We start from the raw sequence: 17,909 nt of genomic DNA, 5'->3' as shown, positions 1-17,909 counted from the left end.
CTTTATATTATTGTTTGGTAAAAGGGAGTAACTGGCGCTTGTAGTTCAAGTGTTTGCGATATCGTCAGTACGATGGGATTCCATCCGTATCGTGATTAAACAGTGAGACTTTTATTGCATTACATAACAACAGTGTGCAATAAAAGTCTTTTTTTATTGCATCGCACAGTTATCAGGAGGAGGAATAACATGAAACAGTATTATCAGATGACCGGCGAGGAGACACTCCAGGCGGTTAACGGCTCACTGGAACCTCTGACAGAAGAGGAAGTGAGGGCGCACCAGGAAAAATACGGTCCGAATGAACTTGTAGAGGGCAAGAAAAAGACCGTCCTTCAGATTTTCCTGGAGCAGTACAAGGATTTCCTTGTAATCATCCTTATTATCGCCGCAATCGCATCCGGCTTTATGGGAGACGTGGAGAGTACCGTGGTTATTCTTATTGTAATTACGATGAACGCGATCCTCGGCACGGTTCAGACTGTAAAGGCTGAGCAGTCGCTTGCCAGTCTGAAGAAACTTTCCGGTCCGGAGGCAAAAGTCTTAAGGAACGGAAGCGTAGTGCAGATCCCCTCTTCAGAAGTTACAGTGGGCGATATCGTGATGCTTGACGCGGGCGATTATATCCCCGCGGACGGACGTCTGACAGAGTGCGCAAGCCTGAAGGTTGACGAGAGCGCGCTGACAGGAGAGAGTCTTGGCGTTGAGAAGACAACCGACATTATAGCAGAAGAGGAAGTTCCGCTTGGAGACAGGCTGAACATGGTATATTCCGGAAGCTTTGTGACATATGGCCGCGGTGCTTTCGTAGTAACCGGAATCGGTATGGACACCGAGGTTGGAAAGATCGCAAGCCTTCTGAAGACCACATCAGAGAAGAAGACGCCTCTTCAGGTAAACCTGGATCAGTTCGGACAGAAGCTGTCTATCCTGATTCTTATCTTCTGCGGTATCCTGTTTGGAATCAGCATTTTCAGAGGGGACAATATCGGAGATGCGTTCCTGTTCGCTGTCGCGCTTGCAGTTGCGGCAATCCCGGAGGCTTTAAGTTCCATCGTGACGATCGTTCTTTCCTTCGGTACGCAGAAAATGGCAAAAGAGCACGCGATTATGCGTAAGCTTCAGGCTGTGGAAGGACTCGGAAGCGTTTCCATTATCTGTTCAGACAAGACGGGGACACTGACACAGAACAAGATGACAGTGGAAGATTACTATACAGACGGCAGAAGCATTCTTGCAGCTGACGTGGATGTAAATGATCCGTCCCAGAGCCGTCTGCTCATCAGCAGTATGCTCTGCAATGACTCGAAGAACACAGACGGCGTGGAGATCGGTGATCCGACAGAGACTGCACTGATCAATCTGGGAAGCCGTCTCGGACTTGATCCCGAGGCAGTACGCGCAAAATATCCGCGCGAGAGTGAAAACCCGTTCGACAGTGACAGAAAGCTGATGTCCACAAAGCATACGTTTGACGGCATCCCGACGATGGTGACAAAAGGTGCGGTTGATGTGCTTCTCACCCGCATGGACAAGATCCGCATCGGCGACGAGGTGCGTCCCATGACAGAGGAAGACAAAGCTGCCATCGAGGCGCAGAATCAGAAATATTCAAGAGAGGGACTCCGTGTTCTGGCTTTTGCATACAAGGAAGTTTCAGATGAACTTGAACTGACGGTTGACGATGAGTACAATCTTACGTTTATCGGTCTGATCGCGATGATGGATCCGCCGAGAGAAGAGTCAAAGGCGGCAGTGGAAGAATGTAAGAAAGCCGGTATCCGTCCGATTATGATTACAGGAGACCACAAGGTAACTGCTGCGGCGATCGCGAAGAGAATCGGAATTCTTAAGGATGAGTCCGAAGCATGTGAAGGCGCGATTATTGACAAAATGTCCGATGAAGAGCTGAGAGATTTCGTCCCGGGAATTTCCGTTTACGCGCGTGTCTCTCCGGAGCACAAGATCCGTATTGTCCGCGCATGGCAGGATAAGGGCAACATTGTGGCAATGACCGGAGACGGCGTCAATGACGCTCCGGCGCTTAAACAGGCGGATATCGGCGTTGCCATGGGGATCACCGGAAGCGAGGTGTCCAAGGACGCAGCCGCAATGGTACTGACAGACGACAACTTTGCAACGATCGTAAAGGCAGTGGAGAACGGACGAAACATTTACCGCCACATTAAGGCGTCGATCCAGTTCCTGCTTTCCGGTAACTTCGGAGCGATCCTTGCCGTGCTTTACGCATCCATCACAGCACTGCCGGTGCCGTTTGCTCCGGTTCACCTGCTGTTTATCAACCTGCTGACAGACAGTCTCCCGGCGATTGCGCTCGGACTGGAGCCGCACTCCCCGGATGTTATGGAAGAGAAGCCGAGACCGATGAACGAATCGATCCTGACAAAAGACTTCCTGCTCAAGATCGGAACAGAAGGACTTTCCATCGGTGTGACGACAATGATCGCGTTCCTGATTGGCTACCAGGGCGGAAACGAACTGCTCGGAAGCACCATGGCGTTCGCTACGCTGTGTTCTGCACGTCTGTTCCATGGATTCAACTGTAAAGATGACAAACCGGTTGTATTTACAAGAAGAGTAATCAACAACAAGTTCCTTATCGGCGCATTTGTACTCGGTATCGCTCTGATCACATGCGTTGTGATGATCCCGGGACTGCACAGCATCTTCAAAGTGCAGACGCTTACAGTCGCTCAGCTGTTTACAGTATATGGCCTTGCGGCAGTGAACATCCCGGTCATCCAGCTGTTAAAGGCAATCCGTCTTGCGCTTAAGAAGAGAAAATAATTCATTGTTTCAGGGAAAAGACCGGTTCTTTTCCCTGAAGGAACATAAGGAGGATTTGGATGAAAAAAGTACAAAAGCCAAGGAAACCGCTGGCGGTGTACTATATTATAGCTTTGGCTGTACTGATTATATTGAATCTGTTTGTGTTCCCGATGTTCACAAACAGGAATATTACGGAGGTGGATTACGGTACCTTTCTTACCATGCTGGAGGAGAAAAAGGTCTCCGTCGTCCAGCTTGAAGGTGAGACAATCTATTTTACAGACACCAGCGATGAAGAAAAACAGTATGAGACGACCAGATTTGACGATCCGGATCTGGTAAACCGCCTGGAGGAATCCGGGTGCCAGTTCGGGCGAGTGGCTCAGGAGCAGATGAATCCGTGGGTGAGCATGCTTCTTTCCCTGGTGATACCGATTGTTATTTTTATCGTAGTAGGCCAGCTGCTCTCACGCCAGCTCATGAAGAAGATGGGCAGTGAAGGCGGAGGCGGACCCTTTATGCAGTTTGGAAAGAGCAATGCGAGGGTATATGTGCAGTCCACCACAGGGATCACATTCAACGACGTGGCAGGGGAGGACGAGGCAAAAGAACTGCTCACAGAGATCGTTGACTTCCTGAATAATCCGGGAAAATATCAGGAGATCGGAGCCGTGTGTCCAAAGGGCGCGCTGCTTGTGGGACCTCCCGGTACCGGAAAGACACTCCTTGCCAAAGCTGTTGCCGGTGAGGCGGGTGTTCCGTTCTTCTCAATTTCCGGTTCAGAGTTCGTTGAGATGTTTGTAGGTATGGGCGCATCTAAAGTGCGTGATCTGTTTAAGCAGGCGAATGAGAAAGCTCCGTGTATTGTCTTTATCGATGAGATCGACACGATCGGAAAGAAGCGTGACGGGAGCGGATTCAGCGGCAACGATGAAAGAGAGCAGACGCTTAACCAGCTCCTGACGGAGATGGACGGTTTCGACGCTTCCAAAGGAGTTGTGATCCTTGCCGCTACAAACCGTCCGGATACACTGGATCCGGCACTTCTCCGTCCGGGACGTTTTGACCGGAGAATACCGGTGGAGCTTCCGGATTTAAAGGGAAGAGAAGAGATTCTGAAAGTACACGCAAAGAAAGTACGCATGGGCGACGATGTTGATTTCAACGCGATTGCCAGAGCGGCTTCCGGCGCATCGGGAGCAGATCTGGCCAATATGATAAACGAGGCGGCTCTCCGCGCGGTCAGAGAAAACCGTAAGTATGTCACTCAGCCGGATCTGGAGGAAAGCATTGAGGTTGTCATTGCCGGATACCAGAAGAAAAACAAGGTTCTCTCGACAAAGGAGAAACTGATCGTGGCGTACCACGAAGTGGGACACGCGCTTGTGGCTGCGCTTCAGACAAATTCCGCGCCGGTCACAAAGATTACGATCATCCCGAGAACATCCGGCGCGCTCGGCTATACGATGCAGGTGGACGAGGAAGAGAGAAACCTCATGTCAAAGGAAGAGCTTGCAAACAAGATTGTCACCTTCACCGGCGGACGCTGTGCGGAGGAACTGGTCTTTGGCTCTGTCACTACCGGCGCGGCCAACGATATTGAGCAGGCGACGAAGCTTGCAAGAGCCATGATTACACGTTACGGAATGAGCGACCGCTTCGGGATGGTTGCCCTTGAGACCCAGGTCAATCCGTACCTGGGAGGGGATTCGAGCTTAAGCTGCTCGCCGGAGACTGCAACGACAATCGACGACATGGTTGTGGAAACGGTGAAAGAGGCGTATGATAAAGCTATGGAACTCCTTAAAAACAACCAGGGAAAACTTCATGAACTGGCAAAATTCCTTTACGAAAAAGAGACGATTACCGGGGAAGAGTTTATGGAAATACTGAACCGGAAAAGTCTGACTTACGGGGAGAGATCCGAAGATACAGAGTGATACCACTCAGACACGCAGACAGACACACAGACAGAAGAAGGAAGGGATCTGACAGAATGCCCAGGAGAAGCACTCCGCAGACAGCAGAAGAAAAGAGAGACAGAAGAATACCGACAACGAGATACAACCCGGATTACAGAAAAGGTCTGACGAGCCAGCAGGTGCAGGAGCACCGGCTCCACGGCTGGGTGAACCGCGCGGTTGATCCTCCGTCGAAGACGACCAGAGAGATTGTTCACGAGAATATCTTTACTTATTTCAACCTGATCTTCACAGTACTCGCGGTGCTGCTGATCCTGGTCGGGTCCTTCCGGGATCTGACCTTCCTTCCGGTTATCATTGCAAATACGCTGATCGGTATCATACAGGAAGTGCGGGCGAAACAGGTGCTTGACAAGCTTACCATGTTAAACGCGCCACACGCAATGGTTGTCCGTGACGGAGAGCGGTCTGTCATCGACGCGGAGGAGCTTGTCATTGATGATATTGTGATCTTCAAGGCGGGCAACCAGGTGTGTGCCGATGCAGTTGTCTCGGCAGGGGAAGTGCAGGTCAACGAATCCCTTCTGACAGGTGAGGCGGACGAAATCACAAAGAGAAGAGGGGACAGGCTGATGTCCGGAAGCTTTATTGTCTCCGGTCAGTGCCATGCCCGGCTGGACCGTGTTGGAGAGGATTCCTACATCTCAAAACTGACCCTTCAGGCCAAGGAGATGCAGTCCGGGGAACAGTCGGAGATGATCCGCTCACTGGATAAACTGGTGAAGTGGGTGGGCGTTGCGATCATTCCGATCGGTCTGGTGCTCTTTTCACAGGCATTTTTCATCCAGCATGACGGCTTCCGCGAGAGTGTCACCTCTATGATCGCGGCAGTGATCGGCATGATCCCGGAGGGACTTTACCTGCTTGCAAGCGTGGCCCTTGCGGTCAGTTCCATCCGTCTTGCCCAGAAAAAGGTTCTGCTTCACGATATGAAGTGCATCGAGACGCTTGCGCGGGTAGATGTGCTCTGTGTAGATAAGACGGGAACGATCACAGAGACGGCAATGAAAGTGCAGGATGTGATCGAGACGGAGGAGTACGACTCCGAAACAATGCCGCCGATCCGGACAATGATCGGAGATTTCGCGGCGGCAATGACAAAGGACAATATTACCATGGCCGCGGTGAAAGAGTATTTTACCGCAACTTCAGAGAAAAAGGCAGTGTCCAAGACCGGATTTTCTTCTGCCACAAAATACAGCAGTGTGACCTTTGAAGACATATCCTATGTGCTCGGCGCGCCGGAGTTCGTCCTGAAAGATAAATACGGCGACTATGCGGAAGAAATCACGGAACACGCTTCCACCGGGGCGCGTGTGCTCGTATTCGGTACATATGACGGAGAGATCGACGGGAAACCGCTGGATCATGCGGTGACGCCGCTTGCCTTTGTCCTTCTGGCAAACCCGATCCGTGAAGCGGCGAAGTCAACCTTTGAATACTTTGCGGAGCAGGGAGTGGAAGTGAAGGTTATCTCCGGAGACAACCCGGTTACCGTGTCAAATGTGGCAAAGCAGGCGGGGATCGAGAATGCGGACAAATTCGTGGATGCTTCCCGGCTGAAAGACGAAAAAACACTGCGCAAAGCAGTGCTGAACAATACGGTATTCGGCCGGGTCACCCCGGATCAGAAGAGAAAGTTCGTGCAGATATTAAAAGACGCCGGACACACGGTCGCCATGACCGGAGACGGTGTCAACGACGTGCTGGCGCTCAAAGACGCGGACTGCAGCATTGCCATGGCGTCCGGAAGCGACGCGGCGGCACAGGCATCCCAGCTCGTGCTTCTTGAGTCTGACTTCTCGTGCATGCCGCAGGTTGTTCTGGAGGGACGCCGTGTCGTAAACAACATCCAGAGATCGTCAACACTTTTCCTTGTGAAAAACATATTTTCATTCCTGTTAAGCCTGATCTCACTTGTGTTTATGTTTACCTATCCGCTGGAACCATCGCAGATCTCTCTGATCAGTATGTTTACAATCGGAATACCGGCCTTTTTCCTGGCCATGGAGCCGAATAAGAACAGAATAAAGGGGCATTTCCTGACAAATGTAGTTCTGAAAGCACTGCCGGCAGCCGTAACGGACGCCCTTGCCGTGGGAGCCCTCGTGATCTTCGGCCGCACGTTCGGCGTAAACTCGACGGACATCTCTACCGCGGCGACCATGCTTCTGGCAATCGTCGGATTCATGATCCTCTACAAGATCAGTGCGCCGATGAATAAATTCCGTACCGTGATTCTCGCAGGATGTATTGCCGGACTTCTGTTCTGCAGCATTTTCCTGAACGACCTGTTCGCCATCACGGGAATGACAACGGAATGCGTCATGCTCTTTGTCGTGTTCGCAATTGCAACAGAACCGGTGCTGAGATATCTGACGCTGCTTGTGGGCAAACTGAGATTTTACTATCTGCGCCTGAGAGGGCGGGAGCCAGAGGAAGAGCAGTAACAGAAACGGATCATGTCCTCCAGAGGAAACCGCTTTTCGTTTTCCAGCGCCTTCTCAAACCGGAGCCGGTTCTGATCGGAGTGCTCGATCTCTCGCGAGAATCGGTATGCTGTTCGGATGATGTCAGCCACACCGGTGCCGCCGCCTGATAAACTCCACTCTCTGAGACAGAGCTCGCGGATCAGGCAGGTACACGCAAGGGCAAACTTGATTTTTACATATGCGTTCCGGTCATATACGGCGCCGCAGAAATAAGTAAAAACAAAATAGACCATGAGCTGTTCGGACATTGTGCCGCTGAACAGACGATCAAATCCGCTTGCTTCAACCCCGGAGCTGTCCGCTTCAGGATGAGAGAAAGCGGATTTTTTTATTATTTCTGTTTTTTTCATCTTTCTTAAATATGGCTTCCAGTCTTTTTTCAGAGGCTCAAGCCTGTTAAGGACAGAGAAAAGCCTGTTGCAGACGTCTTCCGCGGGATCTTCTGCCGGACGGCGTCCGGGCATTGCCAGACGATAACCAGACCCCGCCGCACGGCATCCGGACGCTGCCAGGCGTCGCTCAAACCAGTTCCATACATGGTCAGAAGAGTACCGTTCAAACAGGCTGTCAGCCTCAAAAAGCATATTCCGGTCGATCCGCTCCTGGAGATCATGGGCCAGGGCAAGAACGACGGAGGCGCGCAGGGCAAAGGGATGCTCGCGGCTCTGCAGAAGACGGATCATAAGTACGCGGGCATCTTCAAGTTTCGTAAAGAGAAGATAGTCAAAATCAGGGAAATTTTCGTCCTCTCCATGTTTTTCTCCGGAAATGAAGCGAACCGGTTCCTGTTCCGTCAGGATCAGCCGTGCCGCCTCAGGGCAGGAGAGCGCAAGGGAGATCTCCCGCAGGCCCTCAAACTCCTCGATATGTCTCGGATATGACCGGCATGTATGACAGAATGCGGACTCCCCGCCGCCTTCAAGATAGAGATCACACAGATTCTCCTCATTTAAAAAAGCGCAGCGGCCTTCATACTGGCGGAAATATCCCCTTTTCCAGTCCACTTCGTTGTGAAGACGGTTACCGATGGGACCTTTCATCTCCCGGTATTTTTTCAGCGAGCAGGAGTCGATCTGGATCAGCCATCCGGCGCAGCACGTATCCGGACATCTGTCCGCGGTACAGTGAAATTTCTTATAATAGTGAGGCGCGGTATAATGCATGGTGCATACGGTTCCTTTCTGTCTTTTCATTTATCATGCCGTCTTTATCATGCGGTCTATGCTATCGGGCAGGCACATTCAGAACCGGCAGTAGGAGCGCAGTTTGTCCCAGTCGAGTATGGTAATCCTGCGGCTGCCTGTCTGAATAATCCCCTCCTGCCGGAATTTCCGGCACATCTTCGTGACCTGAGCACGGGAAATATTGATGGCGGCAGCGATCTCTTCCTGAGTCATCTCAACACCTCCTGCGTTCTTGTAACTCCCTGTATCTATGAAAAGATAAAGAAAATTTGCAAAACGGATCAGCGGATCCGTGATGCCAAGCACGCCGGAGTTATAAGTAACCTGCCTGAGCACCTTTCCGTAATACAGGACAAGATCATAAGCGAAGTCCGCATTTTTATGTATCATTTTTCTGAGAATATCGTTGTTGAACGGGAGCACGTGAATATCCGTTACTGCGTGGATGCTCACCACAGAGCGGGAATCCAGATTGATACAGTCCATACCGATCAGTGTACCGCCCTTCATAAGATCGATAATACGTTCATTTCCGAGAGAACTGGTGACATATACTTTCGCAATACCGTCGATCAGATAGTACATCCACCCGGATGTCTCACACTGTTTGAGCAGATCATTCCCCTTTGAGACAGTAAGCGGGGGCGGACAGAATGATTCAAACATATCCAGATATTTGTCAAGCTCATTTTCTAAAATAAAACTGATATTATTCATATAACAAGCCTCACTTTCCAGATTTATACCAAATCTAAATTTTAACAAGTTATTGAGAGAAAATCAAGCTTCTTATAGACATATTTTAACAAAAAAATGTGCGTATGTACACAAAAATTCAGTAAAAAAGGTGTATGTATATGCGGCAGACAGGAAAGATTGAGAATAAAATAACAATAGTATCGTTAATAAATATACGAACTTTACGGTTTGAAAGGAGGACTTATCGTGAGCAAAGAGCTGACTCTGAAAGTCAACGGCGAGACATATACATTCACTGTTGGCGACAATCTGGGACAGATCCCGGAGACGGAGACACTGGTGGAGACACTCAGAGACCGCCTCGGACTGACCGGGACAAAACTGTCATGCGGCGAAGGCGCCTGCGGGTGCTGCGCGGTTCTGATGGATGGAAAGGCGGTTGCGTCCTGCATCACACTGACAACCGAATGTGAGGGCAGGGAGATTGTAACCATAGAAGGATTAAGCGATCCGGTTACCGGAAAACTTGATCCGCTGCAGGAGGCATTCCTTTCCCACAATGCGTTCCAGTGCGGGTTCTGCACACCGGGTATTATCATCGCAGCAAAATCGATACTGAACAAGAATCCTCATCCCACAGTGGAGGAGATTGAGGAAGGACTTTCAGGTAATTTCTGCCGCTGCATCAGTCACTATCAGGTGATCGAAGCAGTGAAGTCTATTTTGTAGAAGGAGGGACGTACAATGAGTGAATATCGCCATATAGGCAAGGTTCGCCGCCGTCAGGACGGACCGGGTATCGTCACGGGAAAGGCGCTTTACTCGGATGATATCAAGATCCAGAACGCGCTTTACATGAAAGTGCTCAGAAGTCCGTATCCGCACGCTGAGATTGTCTCAATCGACACGTCGAAGGCGGAGGCGCTTCCCGGTGTAAAATCCGTAATGACATATAAAAACGCACCGGACTGGAAGACAGGTATTCCGGCATGCAGACCGGTGATTGGAAAGAAGGTACGCTTCACCGGTGATACCGTGGCCACAGTTGCGGCTGTAAGCAACGACATCGCGGAAGCAGCCCTTGATCTGATCGAGGTAGAGTACAAACAGCTGACACCGGTTTATGATGTGGAGGATGCGATCAAAGACGGCGCTCCGGAAGTGTACAGCGCAGACGATCACATCGAATCCAAAGGATATCACTATGACCACAACTGTCTGCCGCCCGGAAGCTGGTTCGAGGGAGATGATCCGCCGTTCTACAAGATCCAGGAAGGCGACCCGGAGAAGGGATTTGAAGAGTGCGACGTTGTTGTAGAGGGCAAGGTTTCCTACGACAAGCCGACGTTCCCGGGGGCTCCTGAGGCTCCGTTTATCGCAGCGCGCTGGGAAGATGAGGGCCATGTGACAGTGTGGGCATCCTCACAGGGCCCGAATATGGTTGCAAAACCGCTTGGACTTACAATCAACGCGCATATCTTTACAATTACGCCGAACGTAGGCGGAAGCTACGGAAACAAGGACGCGCTCAGCTACAACGCAATGCTGACTGTCGCTGCCGCGAAGGTTGCAGGCGCTCCGATCCGATATTACATGACAAAAGAAGAGCAGATGCTCGTCTATGAGCGCCGCTTGAGCAACAAGTTTATCGGAAAGATCGGTATGACAAAGGACGGCATGGTAAAGGCCATCAAGGGCGACTGGCTTGTGAGCACGGGAATCAGCTCCGAGCTGACACAGGGCCAGGTGGCAGAGGGGCTTGGCGAGTTGAACCTTGTTCTCAATAAGACACCGAACTGGGATGTTGTATCGAAAGTTGTCGTCTCCAATCTTCCCCCGGTCGGAATCGCGAGAGGATTCGGAGGACAGGAACTTAAGTCCTGCGCTCTCCACCTTCTGACAAGAGCCATGAAGAAGCTGGATCTTGATCCGGTGGAAGTATTCAAGAAAAACTTCTGTTCCCCGGGCGAGGAGTACTACTGGAGAACCGGACACAAATACAGAAACCCGATGATGGACTACGGCCCGTGCTTTGACGCTGCGGCTGAGAAGTTCGGATGGAGCAGACGCTGGAAAGGATGGACGACACCGAGCCGCGTGGAAGGAAACAAGAGATACGGCGTCGGATTCAGCCTCCACAGCAGCGGCGACCCGCAGAGTGATGAGACATTCGCATATGTGCGTATCGAAAACGACCAGGTTATGGTACACTGTGTAACTCCGGAGTGTGGAAACGGACAGCGCCTCGGCGTTGTAAAGGTTGCGGCAGAGATCCTGAATGTTCCGATGGAGCGCGTGACTCTTGTGCCGTGCAATAACGGAAACAACCCGGCTGACTTCGGTCTGGCAGGATCCCGTGGAACGATCACAGGCGGAGCGGCAGTCGGAAGAGCTGCAGAGGCTGCAAAACAGAAGCTGTTCGAGGAAGCGGCAAAGAAGATGGGCTGCAAGCCGGAAGAGCTGGATACAAAAGATCTCGTCGTATTTAAGAAAGACGATCCGAGCGTTTCCCTTCCGTGGATTGCAATCTGCCCGCTGTACTACTCGATTTCCGGAACAGGCGGACTGGAAGGCGACTTTAACCACAACAACTGCGTGATGAACTTCGTAGAAGTGGAAGTGGATACAGACACAGGACTTGTAAAACTGAGCGATCTTCTCAGTGCCTCCGACGTAGGCCAGGTTGTCAACCCGCTCGAACTGAAGATGCAGTTTGAAGGCGGACTCGGTTCAGCCGGAATGGATACGGCACAGCTTGAGGAGCACATCCTTGACCCGAGAATCGGACGTATGATGACCCACAACATGATCGATTACAAGTGGAGAACCTTCAACGAGCTTCCGCCGTTTAACACGGAGATTCTGGAGTCCAAGTTCTCTACGGCCCATCCGTTCAAGGCGATCGGAATCGGTGAGATCACGGGAGCCGCAGGTCCGGCAGCTGTTCTGATGGCTGTGGAAAACGCGCTCGGCGGCATCGAGATCAACGAGTATCCGGTTACTCCGGATGTGATTCTGAAAGCACTTGGCAAGGCTTAGGAGGTGAAGGGAAATGAGAAAATTTGACCATATCAATGCCGAAAGCTATGAAGAGGCATCATCCGCACTGCGCTCTTACAAAAAGGCAGAGCCCATCGCAGGAGGAACCGATCTGATCGGAACGCTGAAAAAGCAGATCCTTCCTGATGCTCCGGAGGCAGTTGTCAATCTGAAAACAATCAAAGACGCGTCTTATATCCGGGACAATGGAAATACGGTCTCCATCGGCGCAATGACAAAACTCTGTGACATCGAAGATTCCGATTTCCTTAAGACAGAGGAAAAAGCAGTCTGGGACGCAGCGAGAAGCATCGCCTCCCCGATTATCAGAAACGAAGCGACCATCGGCGGAAATATCTGCCAGGATGTGCGCTGCTGGTATTACCGCTATCCCCATGCCATCGGCGGACGTCTGATGTGCGCGAGAAAAGGCGGGGATGAGTGTTATGCCATTAAAGGACGCAACCAGTATCATTCCATCATGGGCGGTATGAACACAGGCAAAAACGCCTGCTCTACAGAGTGCCCGGCAGGAACGGATATTCCGGGATACATGGCGAGAATCCGCGAGGACGACTGGGACGGCGCGGCAGAGATCATCATGAGAGTGAACCCGATGCCGATGCTCACATCAAGAGTATGTCCGCATACATGCCAGACACAGTGCAACCAGTGCGAGGACGGCGACTGCATCAATATCCATGCGGTTGAGAGAGCACTGGGTGACTACATACTGGAAAATGCAGATAAGTTCTATCAGAAACCGGCAACAGAGACCGGGAAGAAAGTCGGCATCGTAGGTGCGGGCCCGGCAGGTCTGACAGCGGCTTACTATTTAAGAAAAGAAGGCCATACGGTTACTGTATATGAGAAGATGGAAGAAGCCGGCGGCGTACTGATGTACGGCATTCCGGAGTACCGTCTCCCGAAACATTATGTGAGAGACCTTGTACACGCCATCGAAAACATGGGCGTAAACTTCTGCTTCAATACGGAAGTCGGAAAAGATATTAAGATCGAGGAGATCAAGGAAGCAAACGACACGGTATTCCTTGATACCGGAGCATGGAAACAGCCGATCCTCGGCATCGACGGCGAGCATCTGACTCATTTCGGTCTGAACTTCCTCGTTGAGGTCAAGGCGTTTATGAACCGTCAGATCGGAAAGAACGTCCTCGTATGCGGCGGCGGAAACGTTGCCATGGACGTTGCCCTTACCGCAGTAAGGCTCGGCGCTCAGAAAGTAAAGCTTGTCTGCCTTGAGCAGAGAGCAGAGATGCCGGCATCCGCAGAAGAGATCGCACGCGCCGAGGAAGAAGGCGTTGAGATCTATAACGGATGGGGACTCGGACGCGTTATCTCAGCCGAGGACGGAAGTGTAACCGGACTTGAGGCGAAACGCTGCACATCCGTATTTGACGAGGCAGGACATTTCAGCCCGGTATATGACGAGAACGATAAGGAAGTATTCGAGTCCGACTGTATCATCCTTGCAACCGGACAGAGAGTTGACCTTGACTTCCTCGGCGAGAAATACAAGGAAGAGTTAAAGAGCGCGCGCGGACTGATCGAGATCGGCGAGCACAAAGATACGAGAGAACCCGGCGTTTACGCGGGCGGTGATGCGGCTTCCGGCCCGTCTGTTGCGATCAAGGCGATCCGTGACGGCGGCATTGCGGCAAGACACATGAGCGAGTACATGGGTTATCCGGTAAAACCTGCTCCGGCGCGCGGCGGATTCTTAAAACATGATCCGGAACGGATCTTTGTGACAGAGAGCATGAAAGAAAAAGATACTCCTGTGGCAGAGAGAAGTCTGGAGAATGAGGATTCCACAAGCCTGACAAGAGAAGAGGCGAAGCTGGAGGCAGGGCGCTGCATGAACTGCGGCTGCTACTCGGTGAACGCATCCGACATGAGTCCTGTACTTGTTGCTTTTGACGCGGAGATAAAGACGACAGAGCATACATTCGGCGCGGATCAGTTCTTCAGCAATATGCACTCAGTTGAGATTCTTGAGCCGGGTGAGATCGTGACGGAGATCACGGTTCCGAAGATGGAAGGATACGAGACAGGATATCTGAAGATGCGTCTGCGTGAATCCATCGATTTTGCGGTGACCTCCCTCGCATACGCGTACAAAGAGGAGAACGGCGTTCTTGCAGATGTTCGTCTCGCGGCAGGAGGAATCGCTCCGGTTCCGGTACGTTTCTCGGAGGCAGAGGCATTCCTGAAAGGAAAAGCAAAAACAGCAGAGAACGTGGATCAGGCGGCAGAGATCGCTCTGAAAGACGCGCAGCCTCTGAAAGAAAATAATTACAAAATTCAGGAAGTTAAGGTTCAATTCCGCAAAGCTTTTGGTGTATAATAAAACAGTACGGAAAAAGCCGGCGGTAAAAAAAGAATCAGAACTTGCGGGCCCCGTATATACGGGGCCCGTTTTTGTACAGGCGGAGGAAATAATTATGAGGGAAAAGACAGGAGCAGTGCTTGTGGCGGCGGGACTTTCCACCCGCATGCACGCCTTTAAACCGCTTCTTCCTTTTGGAGACAGTACAATCGCGGAACATGTAGTTTTAAGTTTAAAAGAACTGGGACTGGATCCCATCGTCGTTGTAATCGGATACAGAGGAGCGGAGCTGAGACAGCGCCTTGCCTATACAGGGGCCTCTTTTGTGGTAAATGAGAGGTATAAGAAAACACAGATGTTTGACTCCATCTGTCTTGGAATCCGCGCTGCGGCAGGTCAGTGCGAACGCATCGCCGTTATGCCGATGGACCTGCCGGCCATCCGAAGAGAGACATTTGAGAGAATTCTCGATACGGACGCGCAGATTGCAAGGACGAGCTATAACGGACTGCCCGGCCATCCCGTCGTGATCCGCTCTCAGATGGCTCTGCGGCTCTGTGAATACAGCGGAACAGGCGGACTCAAAGGCGCGGTGGAGGCTGTGGGGATTCCCTATACGGAACTTGTGACAGATGACCCGGGCGTGCGGCAGGATGTGGATACGCGGGAGGAATATGAACGGCTTGTAGAGCAGTATTTTTCCACGGAAAGCGCACGAAAGAAGGAAACGAACGGCTCAGGTGAGAAAAAAACGGACGGCGGAGGGAAAGAGACTTGAAACAAAGGACATTGTATCTTGTGCGTCACGGAAAGGTGGCGTTTCCGGGAGGGGAACGGCGATGCATCGGACGAACTGATCTAAAGTTAAGCGAAGAGGGGGAGGCGCAGGCCAGGGCACTGGCACACGTCTTCCGGGATTACGGGAAAGACGGACTTACCGTGTATACAAGTCCTCTTGTACGTGCGGTGCGGACGGCAGAGCTTCTCTCTGGCGGCCGTTTTCCTGTCATCATAAAAGACGGGCTTCAGGAGCTTGATATGGGGGAGTGGGAGAATATGCCTCTCTCACAGATCAAAAAGACGCTGGAATCAGAGCCGGAGGGCGGAGAAACGCGCGCAGCCGGGCTTCGCCGCTTTCAGACAGCTGTCAGCGGGATCCTCAAAGAGTCATCCGGAGATATCGTCTGTGTAGCCCATGCGGGGATCAACTGCTGCTTCCTGTCCTTTCTTCTTGGCACACCGCTGGAAACGTCAAGGGGACTGCGTCAGCCGTACGGCGGATTCAGCCGGATCGAAATCCGGGAATCTGAAGTAGAAGGGGACAAAGAAACAGAAAAAGTGGAAATGCGGGTTGTGAGTTACGGAATTATGCCGCAAAATGCTCCGGATGAGGAGACGTGCGGGGCGCTCTTTGAACGATACCGGACACCGGAAAATGTAAGACGGCACTGCCGGATGGTGCAGAAGAAAGCGATTGAAATCGGAAAAGAGCTGAACAGATACGGCGCAGGCCTTGACCTGAAGCTGATCAGCGCCTCAGCTCTGCTTCATGACATTCTCCGCACTGAGCCGGATCACGCAAAGCAGGGAGCGGCTGTCCTGGACCGTGAAGGGTATCCGGAAGCTGCTGATATCATCCGGAGACATCACGATTTTGTTTTGGACGAAGCTGTAATTCCGGGCGGCCTGCCCGGTGAGGCGGACGTGGTCTATCTTGCGGACAAGCTTGTATGCGGCGAAAAAGAAGTTACACTGGAGGAGCGTTTCAGGCTCAAAATGGAACGGTTTGAGCGGGAAGGAAACGACACGGCCAGAAGGCACTGCATGAGAAGATTTGCAGAGGCTCAGGCAGTGGAGAAAAAAATTCGTGGTTACACAGGCTGATGTGTCTGCATTTCTGTTCAGAACAGCTCAAAGTGATTGCGGTTTGTCCGGAGCAGTCCTTCACGCTGAAGCTTTGACAGCTCCGCTGACATGGCGGACCGTTCCACACAGAGATAGTCTGCAAGCTGCTGTCTGTCGTATGGAATGTCAAAGGAGCGCGTTCCCTGTTTTACCGATTCGGCGGAGAGATAAGAGAGAAGTTTTTCCCGTGTGCTCCGCCTGCTCATATGTGTGATCTTTTCGTTAAACTGAAGCACCTTGCGGGAAAGAACGGTGACAAGGCTTCGGATCAGCCGGCTGTGATGTCCGCAGGCGGAAGGGCAGACGGTCAGCAGCCGGCCGACATTTAACAGGAGAATCTCGCATCTTTCACAGGCGACGGCGCTGATATTGAGAACCGACCCGGGCGTGGCAGCATAGGACTCTGCGAAAATATCTCCGGCCTCTATTCTGGACATAATATTCCTCCGTCCCCATACATCCTCCTGGACAACAAGAACAGAGCCGGACAGGACTAGCCCCATTTCTGATATGCTTTCGCCGGCATGGAATATATATTCTTCGTTTCTTCTCGTCACTGTGCGTGCATCCACACAGTGAAGGACAGAAAGTATTTCATCATCTGACATTCCGCTGAAAAAGGAACTGTTTCTCAGTACAGGTAAATGCTTTTTCAAGAAATCACCCCTTTATACAAAATAAAATTTATCCGTTTTGTTTGAAATCCAACAGACATGCTTTGCCTATTATACTATGATAGCTTCAGTAAAATCAACAGAAATAAAAAGGAGAACAGAATTATCATGATAAGAAAAATCATTCATATCGATGAAGAAAAATGCAATGGATGCGGAGCATGTGCCAACGCATGCCATGAAGGAGCTATCGGCATGATTGACGGCAAGGCAAAGCTGTTAAGAGAAGATTACTGCGACGGACTCGGCGACTGCCTGCCGGCATGTCCCACCGGAGCAATTACATTCGAGGAGAGGGAGGCTGCGGCCTATGATGAGGAAGCAGCAAGAAAGAATCAGACGGAAAAGTCAGCTCAGCTTTTCAACTGGCCGGTGCAGATCAAGCTGGCGCCGGTCAGCGCGCCGTACTTTGACGGGGCCAATCTTCTGATTGCGGCTGACTGCACTGCATACGCATATGCGTCCTTCCACGGGAAATTTATCCGGAATCACGTTGTGCTGATCGGCTGTCCGAAGCTGGATGCGGTGGATTATTCGGAGAAGCTGACGGAGATTATCCGGCAGAATGAGATCCGGAGCGTGTCGGTTGTGCGCATGGAAGTGCCCTGCTGCGGCGGGATGGAGCATGCTGTAAAGACAGCGCTTCAGAACAGCGGGAAAGTGATCCCCTGGAATGTGACTGTCGTGTCAATAGACGGAAAAATCCTGGAGAGGTAAACCCTGATCCACCCTGAATCCCTCCCTGAATCTGCAGAAAAATGTGTAAACATCCGGTTGATTATGTGGTAAAATTG

The 17,909-nt window shown here is 51.5% G+C and carries 12 protein-coding genes; 9 read left to right on the top strand and 3 right to left on the bottom strand.

The annotated features are described in order from the left end of the window. Positions 1-189: 189 nt before the first annotated feature. From LKD70_RS03215 to LKD70_RS03205, 3 genes are read left to right on the top strand one after another with little or no spacing between them, the layout of a single operon-like run. Positions 190-2,808, top strand: a complete 2,619-nt coding sequence (locus LKD70_RS03215; RefSeq protein WP_227706612.1) for a cation-translocating P-type ATPase — start codon at positions 190-192, stop codon at positions 2,806-2,808. 59 nt (positions 2,809-2,867) lie between these two features. Further along, a complete protein-coding gene (ftsH, locus tag LKD70_RS03210; protein ID WP_227706611.1) occupies positions 2,868-4,730 on the top strand; it encodes an ATP-dependent zinc metalloprotease FtsH in 1,863 nt (620 codons plus the stop codon). 56 nt (positions 4,731-4,786) lie between these two features. Further along, on the top strand, positions 4,787-7,222 hold the full coding sequence (locus LKD70_RS03205) for a cation-translocating P-type ATPase (protein ID WP_227706610.1): 2,436 nt from the start codon (positions 4,787-4,789) through the stop codon (positions 7,220-7,222). Here the strand turns inward: LKD70_RS03205 and fliB are convergent. Continuing rightward, entirely contained in the window at positions 7,180-8,457 is a 1,278-nt protein-coding gene (fliB, locus tag LKD70_RS03200) for a flagellin lysine-N-methylase (RefSeq protein WP_227706609.1), read from the bottom strand. The two genes, LKD70_RS03205 and fliB, sit on opposite strands and share 43 nt — an antisense overlap. Positions 8,458-8,505: 48 nt before the next feature. Further along, positions 8,506-9,165 carry a Crp/Fnr family transcriptional regulator gene (locus LKD70_RS03195; protein ID WP_227706608.1) on the bottom strand — a complete coding sequence of 220 codons (660 nt, stop codon included), beginning with the start codon at positions 9,163-9,165 and terminating at the stop codon, positions 8,506-8,508. Positions 9,166-9,393: 228 nt separating this feature from the next. Here LKD70_RS03195 and LKD70_RS03190 point away from each other — a divergent pair, with 228 nt between their 5' ends. From LKD70_RS03190 to LKD70_RS03170, 5 genes are all read left to right on the top strand, one after another. After that, positions 9,394-9,876 (top strand): (2Fe-2S)-binding protein, encoded by a 483-nt coding sequence (locus LKD70_RS03190; protein WP_227706607.1) that lies wholly within the window; start codon positions 9,394-9,396, stop codon positions 9,874-9,876. Positions 9,877-9,891: 15 nt separating this feature from the next. Then, on the top strand, positions 9,892-12,186 hold the full coding sequence (locus LKD70_RS03185; protein ID WP_227706606.1) for a xanthine dehydrogenase family protein molybdopterin-binding subunit: 2,295 nt from the start codon (positions 9,892-9,894) through the stop codon (positions 12,184-12,186). A 13-nt stretch (positions 12,187-12,199) separates the two neighbouring features. After that, positions 12,200-14,554 (top strand): FAD binding domain-containing protein, encoded by a 2,355-nt coding sequence (locus LKD70_RS03180; protein WP_227706605.1) that lies wholly within the window; start codon positions 12,200-12,202, stop codon positions 14,552-14,554. Between the two features lie 97 nt (positions 14,555-14,651). Then, positions 14,652-15,314, top strand: a complete 663-nt coding sequence (locus LKD70_RS03175) for a nucleotidyltransferase family protein (RefSeq protein ID WP_227706604.1) — start codon at positions 14,652-14,654, stop codon at positions 15,312-15,314. After that, positions 15,311-16,420 (top strand): histidine phosphatase family protein, encoded by a 1,110-nt coding sequence (locus tag LKD70_RS03170; protein ID WP_227706603.1) that lies wholly within the window; start codon positions 15,311-15,313, stop codon positions 16,418-16,420. The genes LKD70_RS03175 and LKD70_RS03170 overlap by 4 nt, the downstream gene beginning before the upstream one ends. 17 nt (positions 16,421-16,437) lie before the next feature. On the opposite strand, the gene LKD70_RS03165 is transcribed toward LKD70_RS03170, so the two are convergent. Continuing rightward, positions 16,438-17,049 carry a Crp/Fnr family transcriptional regulator gene (locus LKD70_RS03165; protein WP_407690898.1) on the bottom strand — a complete coding sequence of 204 codons (612 nt, stop codon included), beginning with the start codon at positions 17,047-17,049 and terminating at the stop codon, positions 16,438-16,440. A gap of 174 nt (positions 17,050-17,223) precedes the next feature. Here LKD70_RS03165 and LKD70_RS03160 point away from each other — a divergent pair, with 174 nt between their 5' ends. Further along, positions 17,224-17,832, top strand: a complete 609-nt coding sequence (locus LKD70_RS03160; RefSeq protein WP_227706601.1) for an ATP-binding protein — start codon at positions 17,224-17,226, stop codon at positions 17,830-17,832. Positions 17,833-17,909 lie beyond the last annotated feature (77 nt).

It is taken from the genome of Ruminococcus turbiniformis, assembly GCF_020687545.1.
GTDB classification, from domain to species: domain Bacteria; phylum Bacillota; class Clostridia; order Lachnospirales; family Lachnospiraceae; genus Mediterraneibacter; species Mediterraneibacter turbiniformis.
The sequence above is the reverse complement of the archived record's forward strand: the minus strand, read 5'-3'. Positions and strand labels throughout refer to the sequence as shown.

Coding starts and splice junctions, on each gene's coding strand:
- LKD70_RS03215 (WP_227706612.1), top strand. CDS start 190: ATGAAACAGTATTATCAGATGACCGGCGAGGAGACACTCCAGGCGGTT.
- LKD70_RS03160 (WP_227706601.1), top strand. CDS start 17,224: ATGATAAGAAAAATCATTCATATCGATGAAGAAAAATGCAATGGATGC.
- LKD70_RS03195 (WP_227706608.1), bottom strand. CDS start 9,165: ATGAATAATATCAGTTTTATTTTAGAAAATGAGCTTGACAAATATCTG.
- ftsH (WP_227706611.1), top strand. CDS start 2,868: ATGAAAAAAGTACAAAAGCCAAGGAAACCGCTGGCGGTGTACTATATT.
- LKD70_RS03165 (WP_407690898.1), bottom strand. CDS start 17,049: ATGTCAGATGATGAAATACTTTCTGTCCTTCACTGTGTGGATGCACGC.
- LKD70_RS03175 (WP_227706604.1), top strand. CDS start 14,652: ATGAGGGAAAAGACAGGAGCAGTGCTTGTGGCGGCGGGACTTTCCACC.
- LKD70_RS03185 (WP_227706606.1), top strand. CDS start 9,892: ATGAGTGAATATCGCCATATAGGCAAGGTTCGCCGCCGTCAGGACGGA.
- LKD70_RS03205 (WP_227706610.1), top strand. CDS start 4,787: ATGCCCAGGAGAAGCACTCCGCAGACAGCAGAAGAAAAGAGAGACAGA.
- LKD70_RS03180 (WP_227706605.1), top strand. CDS start 12,200: ATGAGAAAATTTGACCATATCAATGCCGAAAGCTATGAAGAGGCATCA.
- fliB (WP_227706609.1), bottom strand. CDS start 8,457: ATGAAAAGACAGAAAGGAACCGTATGCACCATGCATTATACCGCGCCT.